The 16389-nt window shown below is 66.1% G+C and carries 13 protein-coding genes; 4 read left to right on the forward strand and 9 right to left on the reverse strand.

Annotation, left to right across the window (positions count from 1 at the left end; genetic code table 11):
• Window positions 1–26 precede the first annotated feature (26 nt).
• Window positions 27–671 (reverse strand): GcrA family cell cycle regulator, encoded by a 645-nt coding sequence (locus GGR48_RS15740; protein ID WP_183952796.1) that lies wholly within the window; start codon window positions 669–671, stop codon window positions 27–29.
• A gap of 71 nt (window positions 672–742) precedes the next feature.
• Between GGR48_RS15740 and GGR48_RS15745 the strand changes: the two genes are divergently transcribed.
• From GGR48_RS15745 to queE, 3 genes are all read left to right on the forward strand, one after another.
• Complete coding sequence (locus tag GGR48_RS15745) at window positions 743–1594, forward strand: ABC transporter permease (RefSeq protein WP_183952797.1); 852 nt, start codon at window positions 743–745, stop codon at window positions 1592–1594.
• 196 nt (window positions 1595–1790) lie between these two features.
• A complete protein-coding gene (queC, locus tag GGR48_RS15750; RefSeq protein WP_276207986.1) occupies window positions 1791–2519 on the forward strand; it encodes a 7-cyano-7-deazaguanine synthase QueC in 729 nt (242 codons plus the stop codon).
• A gap of 4 nt (window positions 2520–2523) precedes the next feature.
• Window positions 2524–3156 (forward strand): 7-carboxy-7-deazaguanine synthase, encoded by a 633-nt coding sequence (gene queE / locus GGR48_RS15755; protein ID WP_183952799.1) that lies wholly within the window; start codon window positions 2524–2526, stop codon window positions 3154–3156.
• Between the two features lie 227 nt (window positions 3157–3383).
• Here the strand turns inward: queE and GGR48_RS15760 are convergent, their stop codons facing one another.
• The 7 genes from GGR48_RS15760 to GGR48_RS15790 form a co-directional block, all read right to left on the reverse strand.
• Window positions 3384–4181, reverse strand: coding sequence for a LytR/AlgR family response regulator transcription factor (locus GGR48_RS15760; RefSeq protein WP_007406732.1), 798 nt, complete (start codon window positions 4179–4181; stop codon window positions 3384–3386).
• The gene (locus GGR48_RS15765) at window positions 4178–5311 is read right to left on the reverse strand and encodes a sensor histidine kinase (protein WP_183952808.1); all 1134 of its coding nucleotides are present in this window, start codon (window positions 5309–5311) and stop codon (window positions 4178–4180) included. Before GGR48_RS15765 ends, GGR48_RS15760 begins: the two co-directional genes overlap by 4 nt.
• Before the next feature lie 123 nt (window positions 5312–5434).
• Window positions 5435–7987 carry a TonB-dependent receptor gene (locus GGR48_RS15770; protein ID WP_183952800.1) on the reverse strand — a complete coding sequence of 851 codons (2553 nt, stop codon included), beginning with the start codon at window positions 7985–7987 and terminating at the stop codon, window positions 5435–5437.
• A gap of 231 nt (window positions 7988–8218) precedes the next feature.
• Entirely contained in the window at window positions 8219–10351 is a 2133-nt protein-coding gene (ligA, locus tag GGR48_RS15775; RefSeq protein WP_338110486.1) for an NAD-dependent DNA ligase LigA, read from the reverse strand.
• A gap of 64 nt (window positions 10352–10415) precedes the next feature.
• Window positions 10416–10589: a hypothetical protein gene (locus GGR48_RS15780; RefSeq protein ID WP_206362442.1), complete on the reverse strand. Its 174-nt coding sequence runs from the start codon at window positions 10587–10589 to the stop codon at window positions 10416–10418.
• 138 nt (window positions 10590–10727) lie between these two features.
• On the reverse strand, window positions 10728–12392 hold the full coding sequence (gene recN, locus GGR48_RS15785; RefSeq protein WP_183952802.1) for a DNA repair protein RecN: 1665 nt from the start codon (window positions 12390–12392) through the stop codon (window positions 10728–10730).
• A gap of 231 nt (window positions 12393–12623) precedes the next feature.
• Window positions 12624–13559, reverse strand: a complete 936-nt coding sequence (locus GGR48_RS15790; RefSeq protein ID WP_183952803.1) for an outer membrane protein assembly factor BamD — start codon at window positions 13557–13559, stop codon at window positions 12624–12626.
• Window positions 13560–13751: 192 nt separating this feature from the next.
• Here GGR48_RS15790 and GGR48_RS15795 point away from each other — a divergent pair, with 192 nt between their 5' ends.
• On the forward strand, window positions 13752–14576 hold the full coding sequence (locus GGR48_RS15795) for a class I mannose-6-phosphate isomerase (protein ID WP_183952804.1): 825 nt from the start codon (window positions 13752–13754) through the stop codon (window positions 14574–14576).
• A 142-nt stretch (window positions 14577–14718) separates the two neighbouring features.
• Here GGR48_RS15795 and GGR48_RS15800 read toward each other — a convergent pair whose 3' ends face one another.
• On the reverse strand, window positions 14719–16158 hold the full coding sequence (locus GGR48_RS15800; protein WP_183952805.1) for a S41 family peptidase: 1440 nt from the start codon (window positions 16156–16158) through the stop codon (window positions 14719–14721).
• Window positions 16159–16389: the final 231 nt, after the last annotated feature.

Below are 16389 nucleotides of genomic sequence, written 5' to 3' on the forward strand. Positions count from 1 at the left end.
GGCGGGCTTTTCTCATCGGCCTCGAATCAGCGGACGCGCGGGCCACCGAAGGGGAGGGGCGGCGGCGGACGGCGATCGCGGCGGGGCAGCTGCGCCTGATAGGCGTGGCCGCAATGCGCAACGCAATACGGGAAGCCCGGATTCACTTTGTCGCCGCAGAAGTGGAAGTCCGGCTCGCCCGGATGGCCGATCGGCCACTTGCAGATGCGGTCGTTCAGATCGAGCAGCGAGGTCTTGCCCGCGATCTCCGCGCTCGGCTTAGCGGGGACCAGGCGGCGCGGCGGGGCGGGCGAGGGCGGGGGCTGCTGCTCGCCCGGCGACTGGCGCACGAAGCCGCCCGGGCCGACCGAGCGGAGCACCGGCTGCTGCGGTTCGCGCGCCGGCTCGGCGGCGGGTTCGGGCGCCGCTTCGACGACCGGTTCGGGCTGAATGGGTTCGGGTTCGGGCTCGACGACCGGTGCCGGCGCGACGGGCGCGGGGGCCGGGGTTTCCACAGCGGCCGGCTCATTGGCGCGGACCGGCGACGGGCGCGCCTGCAGGCCCAGGCGATGCGCCTTGCCGATCACGGCGTTGCGGCTGACCCCGCCCAGGGCTTCGGCGATCTGGCTGGCGGTCTGACCCGCTTCCCACATCGTCCGGAGCGTATCGATCCGCTCATCGGTCCACGACATTCGAAACCTTTCCTCACTTCATCATCGCACCGGGTTGCGGGCGGGCACGGCAGCGGTTACGCGCTATTGCGATGAGCAGCCAGCCCCCAATCGGCGAAATCCCGTCCGCTATACGCGCCGCCCCCGGTGAGCCCGTGATCCGGAACATCAACTGGGGCGGCCTTCGAACCCTCTATATCAAGGAGGTGCGCCGGTTCTTCAAGGTGCAGCTCCAGACGATCTGGGCGCCGGCAGTCACGACGCTGCTATATCTGATCATTTTCACCACCGCGCTGGGCGGGCGTCACGCCGTGCCGGTCGCGGGCGCGCAGGTGCCCTTCGCCGATTTCATCGCGCCGGGCCTGATCGTCATGGGCATGATGAACAACGCCTTCGCCAATGCCAGCTTCTCGCTGCTGGTCGGCAAGATCCAGGGCACGATCGTCGATTACCTGATGCCGCCGCTGTCCACCGCCGAGCTGCTGGCCGCGCTGGTCGGCGGCGCGGTGACGCGCGCGGTGCTGGTCGGGGTGACGGTCTGGGTCGCGATGGTCATCTGGCCGGGCGTGCATGTTACCCCCCACGCCTTTTTCGCGGTGCTGTGGTTCGGGCTGCTCGGCTCGATCTTCCTGGCGCTGCTGGGTGTGCTGACCTCGATCTGGGCGGAGAAGTTCGACCATGCCGCCGCGGTCACCAATTTCGTGGTCGTGCCGCTCTCGCTGCTGTCGGGCACCTTCTACTCGGTCGATGGCCTGGCACCGGCGTTCCGCGCGATCAGTCATGCCAATCCGTTCTTCTACGTCATTTCCGGCTTTCGATACGGCTTTCTGGGCCTGGCCGACTCGCCGGTGACGCTGGGCGGGTTCGTGGTTCTCGGCATCGATGTGGTGATGGCCGTCCTCTGCTATGCGCTGCTGCGCAAGGGCTGGAAGCTCAAGAACTGAGCCGTGCCGGTTTAACGCGGCCTTTACCGGCCGCGTGATAGCCCATGGCTTCCACTTCAGCAGTGGACTCTCCCTTGTCCGGGTCTTCAGCATGCCCGGTGTCAGGTCCTGAACGGGACCGCCAGCCCCGAACGGGCCTGTCGCGGTCCCGATTTTTTGCCACCGTCACAGGTCTTTAGACGCGCGCCATTGCAAGATGGCGGCAATCGGCGTAGCGGTCGCGCCCATCATGACATCTTCTGCTCCCATGGCGGTCGTGCTCGTTTCGGGCGGGCTGGACTCGATGATTTCCGCTGCTTCGGCCAAGGCCGCCGGCTATCGCGTGCTCGCGTTGTCGGTCGATTACAACCAGCGCCACAAGGTCGAACTCGCCGCCGCCGCGCGAGTCGCCGAGGCACTGGGTGCCGAACGCCACATCGTCCTGCCGCTCGACCTGTCGGCCTTTGGCGGCTCGGCGCTGACCGCCGACATCGATGTGCCCAAGGACGGCGTGCAGCCGGGCATTCCGGTCACCTATGTGCCCGCACGTAACACGATCTTCCTGAGCCTCGCGCTGGGTTGGGCCGAGGCGGCCGGCGCGCGCGACCTGTTCATCGGCGTCAATGCGCTGGACTATTCGGGCTATCCCGATTGCCGGCCGGAGTTCATCGCGGGGTTCGAGAGCCTCGCCGAGATCGCGACCAAGGCGGGCGTCGAAGGTCAGCCCTTCAAGATTCACGCGCCGCTCCAGCACATGACCAAGGCCGATATCGTGCGCGAAGGCACGCGACTGGGCGTCGATATGGGGCTGAGCTGGTCCTGCTACGACCCGACGCCCGAGGGGCTGCATTGCGGTGAATGCGACAGCTGCCGCCTGCGCTCCAAGGGTTTCGAGGAAGCGGGCATCCCCGACCCCACCGCCTATGCGGTCAAGCCGCAGGGCTGATCCGGTGAGCTACGCCGTCAAGGAGATGTTCCTGACGCTCCAGGGCGAGGGCGTGCAGGCCGGGCGGCGCGCGGTGTTCGTGCGCTTCGCCGGCTGCAACCTATGGTCGGGCCGCGAGCAGGACCGCGGAACCGCGATCTGCCGGTTCTGCGACACCGATTTCGTCGGCGTCGATGGCCTGGGCGGTGGACGTTTCGCCGATGCAGCCGCGCTGGTCGCGGCGGTCGAGGGCTTCTGGGGCGGGGCGCGGGACGAGCGTTTCGTGGTGCTGACCGGGGGCGAGCCGATGCTCCAGGTCGACGATGCGCTGGTCGATGCTCTGCACGACGCCGGCTTCTGCATCGCGATCGAGAGCAACGGGACGATTGCCGCGCACCCGCGACTCGATTGGGTGTGCATCAGCCCCAAGGCGGGGTCGGAGGTCGTTCAGCGATCGGGTCAGGAATTGAAGCTGGTCTGGCCGCAGGCGGGGATCGATCCGGCCGAGGTCGAGGGGTGGGATTTCGCGAACCACCTGCTCCAGCCGCTTGATGATCCCCGGGCGGAGGCGAATCGTGAGGCGTGTATTGCCATGGTCATGGAGCGGCCGCGCTGGCGGTTGACGCTTCAGACGCACAAGATGCTGGGGTTGCGGTAAGCCTGTTTGGCGGAGGTCGGAGCGTGCGCTTCGACTTCGGCGCTATGCGCCGAAGTTTATCCTGAGCGGCTGGCTTGCCAGCCAGCCGAAGGGCTCAGCGTGAACCGCTGTGGGGCTTTGGGGTTTGCTCCCAACCTCCGTTCAGCCTGAGCGAAGTCGAAGGCCACGCCACGCACGCCAACCCAGCGCGGAACGTGCACTTCGACTGCGCTCAGTGCGAACGGAGATCAGTGAACGAACCGCGCCACCACGTCGCGGTAGCTGCGCGACACCTTCACCTGCGCGCCCGATTCCAGCAGCAGGAAGCATTCGCCATTGGTATGCGGCTTCACCTGCTTAACCAGGTCCAGATTGACGATGGTCGAGCGATGCACCCGCTGGAAACGCCGCGGATCGAGCCGCTTCTCCAGGTCCTTCATCGTCTCGCGCAGGACCAGCGAATTGTCGCCGGTGTTGATGACCATATAGTCGCCCGCCGCCTCGATCATCTCGATCGTGTCGACATCGACGCGGAAGATCTGGCCGCGATCCTTGATGTTGATGAGCTTCTCGAACCGGCTGGACGCCACCTCGCCGCCCTCATTCAGGTCGGCGACCGCTTCGGGCGCATGTTCGGCGAGCACTTCCTTCAGCTTCTCGACCTCGCCCGCGCCGCGCTTCTCGTTCAGGCGCTGGCGCACGCGGTCCAGCGTGTCGGCGAGCCGCGCCTCCTCGACCGGCTTCATGAGGTAATCGACCGCCTGCGCCTCGAACGCGCGCAGGGCATGGTCGGAATAGGCGGTGACGAAGACGAACAGCGGCGGCTCGACCTCCATCAGGCCCTGGATCACCGAAAAACCGTCGAAACCCGGCATCTGGATGTCGAGGAAGACGAGGTCGGGCTTGTGCGTCTTGATCGCGCGGATCGCCTCGCGCCCGTTCGAGCAGCGCTCGATGATCTCGACGTCGTCGTGCGCCTGGAGCCTGATCTCCAGTCCCTGGATCGCCAGGGGCTCGTCGTCGACGAGGATGGTACGGATGGTCATGCGGCCTCTCTATTCACATTCTCGAGCTGGAACGGGATCTCGATCTCGACCGAGTACCCACCAGCCGGCGCGGAGCGGGATTCGAAACGATGGTCCGGGCCATAAGCCTGGGCCAGTCGCTCGCGGATATTGGACAGTCCGACGCCGGTCGAAACGCTTGAGGAATGACGGGTCTCGTGCAAGCCGGGGCCGGTATCCGATACGGCGATCCGCACCCGTTGCCCGACCAGTCGCACATCGACGCGGATTTCCGCGCCTTCCTCCTGCGGCGTGACGGCGTATTTGATGGCATTCTCGACCAGCGGCTGCAGCAGCAGCGAGGGCAGACGGGCGCGTTCGGCGCGCGGGTCGATCTCGAAACTCGGGCGCAGGCGGTCCTCGAAGCGCATCTTCTCAATTTCGAGATAGAGTTTCAGGGTTTCAACCTCTTGCGCCACGGTCACATGCGCCGTGGGCTCGTTCGCCAGCGTGTAGCGCAGAAAGGCTGACAGCCGGCTTAACATCGCGTTCGCCCGCTCGGTCTGCTTGAGCAGCACCAGCGTCGAGATGGAATTGAGCGTGTTGAACAGGAAATGCGGGTTCAACTGATAGCGCAGCATCGCCAGCTGCGCCGAGGAGGCCTGCAATTCCAGCGCGCGCATCTCGTCGATCTGGCTCTCGACGATCAGATAATAGTTGATCGCGAAATAGAGCGCCGACCAGCCTGCCAGCACGACGAAGGTGATGAACAGATTGCCGATCAGCAGCGTGACGGTGACGCCCGGCTGGGTCGTGGTGATGAACGAGAAGGAAAAGGCGTTGAGTGCCGCATAAAGGAACGTCGCCGCCGCCAGCGTCGCCAGCGTCAGGAACACCCCCATGATGCGCGGGATGCGCCGGTAATAACCATAGAGCGTCGAGAGCAGCAGGGTGATGCAATAGCCCAGGATCGCCTCGATGATCACGGGGATGATCTTCTCCAGCGAAAAGCCGTTGGAGATGCCGACCACCGAGCGCAGCACCAGATAGCCCGACCAGCCGGCCGCCTGCAGCGTCCAGAAGGCACGCGCCTTGTTCTCGAAAAACGGCCGCACCGACAGGGGATCGGTGGCGGCGGGTGAAGCGGCGGAGGTCGCGACGGGCGAATGCATGGCCATGGCCGGGCGACATCTACACGGCCTGACCGGCAAGGGCAAAGATTGGGGGCGGGCGCAAAAAGAAGGGCCGCCCTTCCCGAAGGAGGGGCGGCCCCATGAGCAGTTTTCTAATGTTGATCAGAAGCCGAAGTGGATCGTTCCGATCACAGTACGCGGCGCACCGAAGGTGTAGCGCGTCGTGCTGGTGTTGGTCGTGCCGGTGCTCAGGTTGCCGAAATAGCGCTCCTTCAACAGGTTCGACACGTTCAGCTGGAAGAAGGTGTCCTTCAGGCCCAGCGACGCCATGCTAAATCGCGCGTCCAGATCGACCAGCGTGTAGCCCTTGCTGATCAGATCGTTGACGTCGGTGACAAAGCGGTCGCCGATATGCTTGGCCTGGAGGCCGAGCGAGAAGGGTTCGAAATCGAACTGCGCACGGCCGCCATACTGCCACTTGGGCGTTTCGACGACGAACTTGCCCTTGGTCGCGGCCAGGACCTGGCCGTTCTGCGGGTTGATCGCGTCCGACAGCAGCTCGGAGTCGAGGTACGATACAAAGCCATAGACCGAGAAATGACGGCTCGGGCGGATGCCCAGGCTGGCGTCGATGCCCTTGGTCTTGGTCGCACCGACGTTGCGGTCGATGCTGAGCGTGCCGCCGCCATCAAGCTGAACCAGCGAGGAGATGATGCGGTTGTCGTACTTGATGTACCAGCCGGCGACCTGTGCCTGGATCAGACGCGAGGTGTAGCGCAGGCCGAGATCGAACGAGTCGGTCTTCTCGGGCTTCACGGCTGCGACCGGCGAAATCTCGACATCGTCGAAGCCGTACAGATTGTCGGTGCGAGGCACCGAATAGCCCTTCGAGTAGCTACCGAACATGCTGGTCGTGCTGCTGAAGTTGTAGGTGTAGCCGACGTTGGGCAGCAGCGCGCTATAGGTCTCGATGCGGTTCTTGTAGGGAGCCGCCAGCGTCAGATTGGCGTTCGATGCATCGAGAGCCCGAACCTGCGCAGCGGACTGCGAGGTGCAATAGGCGTCGTTCGAGCTGCCGGCGATCGTCCAGCAATTGTTGGTCAGGTTGCGGCGGAAGAACGGCGCGCGCAGACCCAGGGCAACCTTGAAACGATCTTCGAAGAACGAGCCGCGATATTCACCCGACACCTGATGAAGGATCGCATAGGACAGACGGTCACGCTTGTTCAGGACGTTGCCAGCCGCGTCCTTGACCGCGAAGGGGCCTTCGCCATCGAGGGCACTGAACGGCAAACGCGGATCGCCCCAAGGCTGGAGCAGGCTGGCCTCGCCGGTCTGGCGATGGCGCGCACGGTCCCAGGTATAGGCCAGACGAACCAGATTGTTGTCGTCGATCTGGTAGCGCAGGCCCGCGATCGCCGTGAAGCGCTGGGTGCGAGTGTTCGAGGGGAAATAGACGCGGACATAGTCCAGCTGATCCCCGTCGCCGTTCAGATCGGCGCCATTCGCGATCCCCGCGCCGACGCGCGTGAACTGGTTGGTGTAAACGTTCTGCAGGGCGTTATCGCGTTCAGAGAACACCGCCGTGCCGCCGCCGTTGGCGCGCGTGAACGAGTAGGCGCCGTCGAACGTGAAAAGCAGCTTGTCGCTCAGCGTCCAGCGCGAGTTCAGGCGGACATTGCCCGTGTTCGACGGATTGGCGTTGTAGCCGTAATAGTTACCACAGGCGCTGCGATCGTCCTGCGTGGTGTTGTTGCCGCGAGCGACATTGGCCGAAGGCAGGGTGCAATTCGCGTCGTAGCGATACAGCGACGAGGTGTTGTCGAACACCGTATCGAACTGATCGCGATTCAGGTCCAGCGTATACGGATTGGCGGGCGAAATGCCCGAAGCCGGAACTACGGTGTTGCCCAAAACGCTGCGGATGTTTGCAAGGCTGGGATTGCTGTAGAAGTTGTTACGGTTCTGATTGTAGTGCGCCGCCAGCGAGATAAAATCGCCGCCGTTGCCGATCGGCTGGTAAATCTTGCCGTTGAACTGGCTCTTGTGGATTTCGCCCGGACCGCGGAATTGTTCATACCGCTGGTTGCTGGCCGAAACCCAGGCCTTGGTGCCAAACGAGGTCAGCTGGCCGAGGTTCAGAAGACCAAACACGCGGTTCATGTCGTTCGTGCCGCGCGAATATACGGCCACGGCCCGGCGTTCGTCCGTGGGGATCAGCGAACGATAATTGACCGTGCCACCCGAAGCACTCGCGGTCGGCGAGTCGACGTCCGTCGCACCGAAGTTCACGTTCACCTGCTCGATCAATTCGGGGTCGAGCTGCTGGTTCGAATAGATCGCGTAGTTACCAGAGTCGTTCAGCGGGATGCCGTCGAACGTCAGCGAAACACGATTGCCGTCGAAACCACGGATACGAATCTGACCACCCGACGAACCATAGGCGTCGGAATTGGTGAAGCTGACGCCCGGAACCTGGTTCAGCGTGTCCAGAATGGTCTGACCGGGTGCACGGCGCTCGATCAGTTCCTGATTGATGACCGCCTTCGCCTTGGGCGTGTCCGGGATCGAGATGCCGTTGACGCTGGTGGGGCCACGAGCGCCGGTGACGACGACGTCCTCTTCGGCGTCCACGGTGCCGGTCGACTGGGCGAATGCCGTCGCAGGAAAGGCCAGCGCGGCCACAGCCGTGCTCAGAAGCAGAATGTTTCGCATATAAGGTCCCCTTTTCGCGCAGGCGCGCGGTCCGACCGTTATTCGGTTCGGTTGAGCGGCCCCCTGCGGTACGAACATTGCCATTATGTGACAAAATTCATTCGCGCGACAGGGGGCGTTCACTCCGTGGCGGGGCGTTGCAGATTGGCAACGGTCGGCGGGGGCGGCCGTCGTGCATGTCGCTTGAATTGTTGCGATTTTCTCGAGGGGCGCCGCGCCCCTCGTCCTTCCTCAGCTCGCGGCGACCAGCGCGTTCCAGGCGGCCTCATCGATCACCGGAATGCCCAGGTCCTGCGCCTTTTTCAGCTTCGAGCCCGCACCCGGCCCGGCGATGACCAGGTCGGTCTTGGCCGATACCGAACCCGATACGCGCGCGCCCAGCGCCTCGGCCTGCGCCTTGGCCTCGTCGCGCGACAGGGTTTCGAGCGTGCCGGTGAAGACCAGGGTCTTGCCGGTGACGTCCGATTCGCGGGTCTGGTGGACGACGTCGGCCGGCGTCACCTCGGACAGCAGGTCGTCGACGACCGCGCGGTTATGCTCCTCGGCGAAGAAGTCGAGCAGCGCGTCGGCGACCTCGGGGCCGATCTGGGGCGTGTCGATCGCGGCGACGATCGCGCGCTGGCGGCGCAGTTCGTATTTGCGCTCCGGCTCGCCCAGCGCCGGCACCGTATCGGCACGAACCTGCAATGCGGCGTCGATCATCGCGCGGAAGCCGGCCATCGACACGAAGCGGCGCGCCAGGTCGCGTGCGGTGATCTCACCGACATGGCGGATGCCCAGCGCGAAGAGGAAGCGGTCGAGCGATATGTCGCGCCGCGCGTCGATCGCCGCCAGCAGCTTGTCGACCACCAGTTCGGACATACGCTCGCGCTGGATCAGCGCCTCGCGATGCTGATGCAGACGGAAGATGTCGGCGGGCGAGGCGATCAGGCCGTCGCGGAAGAAATCCTCGATACGGACCAGGCCCAGGCCGGTGATGTCGAACGCATGGCGCGACACGAAATGGATCAGCCGCTCCACCCGCTGTGCCGGGCAGATCAAGCCGCCGGTGCAGCGGATGACGACCTCGCCCTCCTCACGCGTCGCGAGACTGCCGCATTCGGGGCAATGATCGGGGAAGACGAAGGGTTCGCGGTCCACGTCGCGTGTCAGATTCTCGACGATCTGCGGGATGACGTCGCCGGCACGTTGCAGGACGACGCGGTCGCCTGGGCGAACGCCCAGCCGCTCGATCTCGTCCGCATTGTGCAGCGTGGCGTTGGTCACGACGACGCCGCCGACGGTCACCGCCTCCAGCCGCGCGACGGGGGTCAGCGCGCCGGTGCGGCCGACCTGAATGTCGATCCGCTCCAGCGTGGTCTGCGCGCGCTCGGCCGGGAATTTGTGCGCGATCGCCCAGCGCGGCGTGCGCCCGACGATGCCGAGCCGCGCCTGCCAGTCGAGCCGGTCGACCTTGTAGACGACGCCGTCGATGTCGAAGGGCAGGTCGGCCCGCTGCGCCTCGATCGCGCGATAGATGGCGAGCGCGGCGGCGGCATCGGGCACGCGGGCAAAGGCGTCGGCGATGGGGAAGCCCCAGCGGCGCCACGTCTCGACCATGTCGAACTGCGTCTCGACCGACACCGCGCTCGCCTCGCCCCAGCCATGCGCCAGGAAGCGCAAGGGGCGGCCGGCGGTGATCGCGGGGTTCTTCTGGCGCAGCGAGCCGGCGGCGGCGTTGCGCGGATTGGCGAACTGGCGCGCTTCCTTGCCGGTCTCCGCCGCCTCCTGGGCGAGGCGGGCGTTGAGCGCGGTAAAGTCGGCCTTGCTCATATAGACCTCGCCGCGCACCTCGAACACGCCGGGCGCGGGGATGGTCTGCGGAATGTCGGCGATGGTACGGACATTCTCGGTCACGTCCTCACCGATCGCGCCGTCGCCGCGTGTCAGCGCCTGGACCAGCCGGCCGTCGACATAGCGCAGCGAACAGGACAGGCCGTCAATCTTGGGCTCGGCGGTCAGGACGACGGGTTCGTCGTCGGGCAGCTTCAGATAGCGGCGGACGCGGCCGACGAAGTCCTCGACCTCCTCGTCGCTGAACGCGTTGTCGAGGCTGGTCATCGGCCGGGCGTGCGGCACCTTGGCCAGATGCGCGGCCGGGGCGGCGCCGACCTGTCGGTTGGGCGAGTCGCTGCGGACCAGATGCGGGAAGGCGGCCTCGATCGCATTGTTGCGGCGGACCAGCGCGTCATAGTCCGCGTCCGAAATCTCGGGCGCGTCCTCGGTATGGTAGAGCCGGTTATGATGCGCGATCTCGCGGGCGAGCGCCTCCAGATCGGCGGCGGCTTCGAGATCGGTTTGCGGCAAGGCGGGGAGGGCAGTCACGCCGCCCGTGCTAGTCCAGCATTCGCCAAGGGATCAAGCCGCAGCGGACGCGGCCGACACCGGTTCAGCCGATCGGCGCCGGGCGCGGGTCGCTCTGGTCACGGGCACTCGCCATCCCGTCATGGCCGTTCGCGACCAGCCAGGCACAGGCCTGTTCGATATGGATGCCGACCATCGGCAGGTTCAGCTTGTCGGCCAGCGACAGGCAGGATCGCAACTCCGCCGTCAGCATGGTCACATCCCTCGTGTCATCGATCGCGGCGGATTTGAGCGGAGACACAGGCATTCGGCGCTTCCAGCATGACCGTCAGGACCATCTGACGATCGCCGTATACCATTATTTTCTCAGCTATAAAATAGCATTCGGCCGTGCAACTCAGGCGGTCTCGATCAGCCGGTCCGCCTGCGCGCGCGCCTCGTCGGTGATGGTCGCGCCCGACAGCATGCGTGCGATCTCCTCGCGCCGCTCGTCCGACGCCAGCGCGCGGACGCCGGTGCGGGTGACGGTGCCGTCATGGCTCTTGGCGATCAGCAGATGCGCGGCGCCGCGCGCGGCGACCTGCGGGCTATGGGTGACGACCAGCAACTGGGTGCGCTGCGCCAGCCGGTGGAGCCGGTCGCCGATCGCCGAGGCGACCGCGCCGCCGACACCGCGATCGATCTCGTCGAAGATCATCGTCGATGCGCCGCCTTCCTCAGCCAGCGCGACCTTCAGCGCGAGGATGAAGCGCGACAATTCGCCGCCGCTGGCGATCTTCATCAGCGGCGCGAAGGGCGCGCCGGGATTGGTCGAAATCTCGAATTCCACCCGGTCCTTGCCCGCCGCCGACCAGCCCGCATGTTCGACGGGCACGACCATGGTGCGGAAGCGCGCCGCGTCGAGCTTCAGGGGCGCGAGTTCGCTCCTCACCGCCTGATCGAGTCGTTCGGCGGCCTTGGCGCGCGCGCTGGAGACGGTGGCGGCGGCCTTGTCATAGGCGGCGCGCGCGGTGGCGACCGCCGCTTCCAGCCGACCGATGCCTTCCTCGCCGGCATCGAGCCGCTCGAGTCGCCCGCGCAACTGCTCGGTCAGGTCGGCGAGATCATCGGGCTGGACACGATGCTTGCGGGCCATGCCGCGCAGCTCGAACAGTCGCGCCTCGTCGTCCTCCAGCGCGCGTGGATCATAGGCGAGTTCGCGCTGCGCCTCGATCAGCCGTTCCTCGGCCAGCGACGCCTCGATCACCGCGCGGTCGATGGCGGCCAGCGCCTCGCCCAATATGGGGTGATCTTCCCCGATTCGCTCCAGCACGCGGGCGGCCTGGCGCAGGCCCGCCAGCGCGCCGTCCGATCCTTGCAGATGCTCCTCGATCGCACCCAGTTCGCCCGCAATCTTCTCGGAACGCTGCATGGTGCGGCGGCGATCGGCCAGCGCCTCTTCCTCCCCCGGCTCGGGGGCGAGCTTGGTCAGCTCGGCAACCGCATGTTCCAGCCATTCGCGGTCGCGCGCCGCTGCCTCGATCTCGTCGCGGGCGGTGGTCAGCGCTGTCTCGGCCTCGCGCAGGCGGGCCCAGGCGGCGGCGACCGCCTGATTGTCGATTCGGCCGAAACTGTCGAGCATCGCGCGGTGGCCGCGCGGGTTCAGCAGGCCGCGATCGTCATGCTGGCCATGGATCTCGACCAGGAACGGCGCGATCTCACGCAGCAACGCGGCGGAGGCGGGCTGGCTGTTCACGAAGCCCCGGCTGCCGCCATCGGCCTTGACCTGACGTCGGACGATCAGCGGTTCGCCCGGTTCGATCTCGATACCGGCCTCGTCCAGAATGGCGGCCAGCCGGCTGTCGGGGGCGGGCGCCTCGAAGCTGGCGGTGACGACCGCCTGGGCCGAGCCGTGGCGGACCAGCCCGCTATCGCCGCGCCCGCCCAGCGCCAGGCCCAGCGCGTCGAGCAGGATCGATTTGCCCGCGCCGGTCTCACCCGTCAGGACACCCAGGCCCCGGCCGAAATCCAGGTCGAGCGCCTCGATCAGCACGACATCGCGAATGGACAATGCGGTCAGCATGGCGGGCGATATAAAGCCAAACGCCGCGCGATGTTATCCCCCCGATGCGAAAATGATCCCGATTTGTTCGGGAGCATTCATCCATTCCTCCCCTGTAAGGGGAGGTGGCAGGCCGAAGGCCTGACGGAGGGGTGTCCCGCTTGGAGAGGAAACCCTGATCTCACGACCGGGGACACCCCTCCACCAGCTTCGCTGGTCCCCCTCCCCTTGCAGGGGAGGATAGGCGAAAGCTCAGCCCGTTGGTGCGCTGTTGTTGCCCGTCGGGGTCGGACGGCCCGGCGCCGCGGCGCTGGGGGTGACGGTGCCGCCGCTGCCCGGCAGGCCGATATTGACCGAACCCGGCGTGCCGGTCGGGACCACGGGCTGGCCCGGCTGGATCGCGGGGATCGGCTGCACCGGGTTCTCGCCCATCAGCTTATAGGCGCGGTTGTACCAGTCGGTGCCCGGATAGTTGGCGCCCAGCACGGCGGCCGAGCGCTGCGCCTCTTCGCGCACGCCTAGCGCCAGATAGGTCTCGGTCAGCCGCATCAGCGCCTCGGGCGTGTGGCTGGTCGTCTGGTACTTGTCGATGACGGTGCGGAACCGCATCGAGGCCGCCAGCCACTGGTGGCGATCCTCATAGAAACGGCCGATCTCCATTTCCTTGCCGGCCAGGTGATCGTTGACCAGATCGACCTTCAGTCGCGCATCGGCGGCATAGCGGGTGTTGGGATAGCGGCGCATCAGCTCGCCCAGCGCGTCGAGCGCCTGGCGGGTGATCTTCTGGTCGCGGGTCACGTCCTGGATCTGCTCGTAATAGCCGAGCGCGATCAGATAATAGGCGTAAGGCGCGTCGCGATTGCCGGGATGGACCGCCAGGAAGCGCTGCGCCGACTGGATCGACTGGGTATATTCGCGACCCAGATAATAGCTGAAGGCGCTCATCAGCTGCGCACGGCGCGCCCAGATCGAATAGGGGTGCTGACGCTCGACCTCGTCGAACAGCAGCGCGGCCTCCTTGTACCGGTGCTGGTCCAGCCGCGTCTTGGCGGCGGTGTACAGCGTGCCCACGTCGCGCGCGACATAGGGCAGGTCGGTGCGGGTACGGTTGCGGGCGCAACCCGCGATCGGAAGGGCCAGAGCGGCGATCAGCGCCAGCGACAGCGCACGGGAACGGGGGTTACGCATCGCGCATGTCCTTAGCGCAGCCGGAGGGCGGGGAACAGTCCCCGCGCGCATCGTCGCGTGGTGGGACACGACAGACCGCTTGAACCCCGCCGGGGCACGCGGCATGGGACGCGCGAACGGGCGGAACGGCCCAACCCCCGGACGGTTGAACCGTCGCCCGAACGAAGCGCCCGAACGAAGAGGTTGTCGCCCATGCCCGCCACGCTGCTCCATACCCATCGCGTCGAAAAGCCCTGGGGCCGTCACACCCTGTATCCGGGGTTCGAGGATGCCCCCGCCGACGGCGCTCCGATCGGCGAGGTGTGGTTCCAGGAACCCGGCGACACCTCGCCCGACCTGCTGATCAAATATCTGTTCACCAGCGAGAAGCTGTCGGTGCAGGTCCATCCCGACGACGAACAGGCGCAGGCGCGCGGCCTGCCGCGCGGCAAGGACGAATGCTGGACGATCCTGACCGCCGAGCCCGATTCGACCATTGCACTGGGCCCCAAGGCGCCGATGACCAAGGAGCAGCTGCGCGCCGACGCGCTGGACGGGTCGGTCGAGGACGATCTCGACTGGGTGCCGGTGAAGGAAGGCGATTTCTATTATGCACCCTCGGGCACCATCCATGCGATCGGTGCCGGCCTGACCGTGATCGAGGTGCAGCAGAATAGCGAGACGACCTACCGCCTCTATGATTATGGCAGCGACCGCGAGCTGCATCTGGAGGACGGCGTCGATGTCGCGCATCTGACCCCGTACCAGCCGATCGTCTCGCCGGGTCCGGCGGGTGAGGGGCGCGACATCCTGGTCGAGGGGCCGAAATTCGTCCTCGAGCGCTGGGCGGCGGGCGATCACGCGGTGGCCTTGCCCGAGGGACGGACGGCCTGGCTGATCCCGATCACCGGCAGCGGTTCGGTCGCGGGCGTGGACTTCAAGGCGGGCCAGTGCCTGACCGTCACCGGTGCCGAGACGGTGCGCCTGTCGTCGGACGGCGACGCACTGTTCGCCTATGCGGGCACGCAGCGGCTTTGACCTCGGCAACTTGAACCAGAATCACCCCTCCCCTTCAGGGGAGGGGATGGGGGTGGGGCGCTTCCCCGAGCTCTACGCCAGCGGAAAGGCCCCACCCCAACCCCTCCCCTGAAGGGGAGGGGCTCTTTCACATTCTTCCCCCTTAAAAATACCCCGGCACTTCCCGCTGGGCGGGTGAAGGGGCCAGCGGCTGGACCAGTTTGCGCGGGCCGGCCTCCACCGACTGGGCGCTGGCGCTCGAGGCGCTGATCGGCGTGCAGCTCTTGCCCTGCAGGAAGTCGAGCGCGGCGCGGGTCGAGGCTTCCTGCGGATCGCCCATGCGCCGCGTCAGGTCGTCGCCCGCGCGGCAGCTCGCCGGCACGGTGCTGGCCAGACCGTTATAATAATCGCCCTGGCGATTGGCGTTCTGTACCGCAAGCGCGATGACGCGCAGCCGATCGTCGCACTCGCTCTTGTCCAGTCCGATCTGCCCCACCGGCTTGCCATAGGTGTTCGCGCCGATCAGGCCCGACCGCGCGCCGAGATAGGGCAGGGTGCGGTTGAGCACGAGCTCGCTGGCCGAGGCGGTGCCGCCGGTGCCGATAAAGGCGAGGCGGGCCGGCACGATCGATTCGGGCTGCGGTGCGAAGAAGGTGGTCGTGTTGTTCGACGCCTTGCTGGCGCGGAAGGCGGTATAGCCCATCACGTCCGAGGTCTGGCGATCGCCGCCCAGCAGGTTGTTGAACAGGTCCGCGATGCTCAGGCGGCCGCCGCCATTATAGCGGAAATCGACGATGACCTGATTGATGCCCTGCTGCTTGAAGGTGGAGAAGGCGGCGCGCAGCTGCGGATCGGCGGCGTCGATGAAGGTGCGCAGGTTGATATAGCCATAGCGCTGGCCATTCTCGGTGATGACCTGCGTGCCGTAATTGGGCGAGACGGGTTGCAGGTTGAACTGCGCCTTGGTCAGGGTGACGGTGCGGACATTGCCGGCCGTATCGGCGACGCGCAGCGCGCGCGCCGTGCCGACCGTGTCCGGCCCCAGGGCGTTGGAGATGCCGTTATTGGGATCGGCGCGAACGATGTCCTGAATCGAGCGGATGTTGCTGGTCGAGGTGCCGATGCCCTGGATCTCGGTGCCGCGATCGATCCCGGCGGCCAGCGCCGCGCCGCCCTCGAACGATTCGGCGATCATCAGCTTGGTCTGGCTCGAATCGCTGGTCAGGCGGAAGCCGAAGCCGGCATCGGCGCCGGTCGCGTTGAACGCTTCCTCTTCCTTGATCGAGGTGATGTAGGTGAAATAACGATCCTTGCGCTTCGACCGTGCGACGGCGGTCAGCGCGTCGATATAGTCGCTGACGCTCGAATAGGGGCCGGGGTCCAAGCTGGCGGGCAGCGTCTCGGGGAAGAGATACCATTCGTTCAACTGCGCCGCGACCCAGTTCTGGCGGGCGCGCAGCGAACAGCCGTCGATCGAACCGCCGCTGGTGCCCGTACCGGTGCCGCCGTTATTGGCCACGATCTGGCCGCCATCGCCGCCGCCGCACCCGGCCAGCGTCGCCGCCAGCGCCAGCACCGCACCCAGCCGTCCGAATCGCACCATTATGTCCCCCATCACAAGATACGGGCTAGATAGCCCATCGGCGTGACTGTGTCAGGCGCGATATTGCACGTTGATGAACGGATGATAACTTCAACCTCGGTCGGCTAATCTTTGTCTCGCAAGTGTTGGCACAATCTATGGTCGAGACTCAATCAGAGCCAGAATGCGAGCGCGGTTGCGATGGCGACGCCTGAGAGGAAGTTGACGGCGAGTTTGTCGTAGCGGGTTGCG

Source organism: Sphingomonas pseudosanguinis (assembly GCF_014196255.1).
Taxonomy (GTDB): domain Bacteria; phylum Pseudomonadota; class Alphaproteobacteria; order Sphingomonadales; family Sphingomonadaceae; genus Sphingomonas; species Sphingomonas pseudosanguinis.

What these genes read in the sequence shown, in the direction of transcription:
- GGR48_RS15740 (WP_183952796.1), bottom strand. Translation starts at nt 671, where the DNA reads ATGTCGTGGACCGATGAGCGGATCGATACGCTCCGGACGATGTGGGAA.
- GGR48_RS15745 (WP_183952797.1), top strand. Translation starts at nt 743, where the DNA reads ATGAGCAGCCAGCCCCCAATCGGCGAAATCCCGTCCGCTATACGCGCC.
- queC (WP_276207986.1), top strand. Translation starts at nt 1,791, where the DNA reads ATGGCGGCAATCGGCGTAGCGGTCGCGCCCATCATGACATCTTCTGCT.
- GGR48_RS15760 (WP_007406732.1), bottom strand. Translation starts at nt 4,181, where the DNA reads ATGACCATCCGTACCATCCTCGTCGACGACGAGCCCCTGGCGATCCAG.
- GGR48_RS15765 (WP_183952808.1), bottom strand. Translation starts at nt 5,311, where the DNA reads ATGCATTCGCCCGTCGCGACCTCCGCCGCTTCACCCGCCGCCACCGAT.
- GGR48_RS15770 (WP_183952800.1), bottom strand. Translation starts at nt 7,987, where the DNA reads ATGCGAAACATTCTGCTTCTGAGCACGGCTGTGGCCGCGCTGGCCTTT.
- recN (WP_183952802.1), bottom strand. Translation starts at nt 12,392, where the DNA reads ATGCTGACCGCATTGTCCATTCGCGATGTCGTGCTGATCGAGGCGCTC.
- GGR48_RS15790 (WP_183952803.1), bottom strand. Translation starts at nt 13,559, where the DNA reads ATGCGTAACCCCCGTTCCCGTGCGCTGTCGCTGGCGCTGATCGCCGCT.
- GGR48_RS15795 (WP_183952804.1), top strand. Translation starts at nt 13,752, where the DNA reads ATGCCCGCCACGCTGCTCCATACCCATCGCGTCGAAAAGCCCTGGGGC.
- GGR48_RS15800 (WP_183952805.1), bottom strand. Translation starts at nt 16,158, where the DNA reads ATGGTGCGATTCGGACGGCTGGGTGCGGTGCTGGCGCTGGCGGCGACG.